The following is an 820-nucleotide window of genomic DNA, read 5'->3' on the forward strand; positions in this document are numbered from 1 at the left end:
AGGGCGAGGTCGGCCGGCGCGACGCCGCGCAGCGCCGCCGCCTCCTCCTCCGTGATCAGCGCCGCGTCCTCCGCCGCGATCCGCTCCTCGATCCAGCGGCGGAAGCCCGGGATGGGCGAGAGCGTCGCGAAGGTCTTGAGGTTCGGCAACTCGGCCGAGAGCAGCGAGACCACCCGCTTGATCAGGAAGTTGCCGAAGGAAATGCCGTCGAGGCCGCGCTGGCAGTTGTTGATCGAGTAGAAGATGGCGGTGTCGGCCAGCTTCGGGTCGAGCACCGGCGCCTTCTCGTCGAGCAGCCGCTGCACGCTGTCGGCCATCCCCTGCACCAGCGCGACCTCGACGAAGATCAGCGGCTCGTCCGGCATGCGCGGGTGGAAGAAGGCGTAGCAGCGCCGGTCGGAATCGAGACGGTTCTTGAGGTCGCGCCAGGTGCGGATGCGGTGCACCGCCTCGTACTGCACCAGCTTCTCGAGCAGCGAGGCCGGCGAGGACCAGTCGATCCGGCGCAGCTCGAGGAACCCCACGTCGAACCAGGCTGCGAGCAGGCCCTTCAGGTCCGCCTCCAGCGCCTCCAGCATCGGGTCGTCGGCCATCCCGGCGAGCAGGTCGGCGCGCAGGTCGACGACGAACTTCACCCCGTCGGGGATCGCCGCGAACTGGGTGACGAGGCGCGTGCGCGGCGGCTCCAGCGCGCGGCGCAGGCGCGCCTTGGCCCGCGCCCGCTCCGCCACGCCGTTCGCGCCGGCGACCGTGTCCCACGCCGCGCGCACCGCCTCCGCATCGCTGTCGAAGCCGGCGAGGCTGCGCAGGAATTCGTCAC

1 protein-coding gene is annotated in these 820 nt (G+C 71.3%); it reads right to left on the reverse strand.

The window, feature by feature from the left end:
* A partial coding sequence (locus L2I40_RS23890) for a malonyl-CoA decarboxylase domain-containing protein (RefSeq protein ID WP_237217832.1) occupies window positions 1-820 on the reverse strand: 820 nt, incomplete at both ends.

The sequence above is a fragment of the Falsiroseomonas oryziterrae genome, assembly GCF_021864505.1.
Taxonomy (GTDB): domain Bacteria; phylum Pseudomonadota; class Alphaproteobacteria; order Acetobacterales; family Acetobacteraceae; genus Falsiroseomonas; species Falsiroseomonas oryziterrae.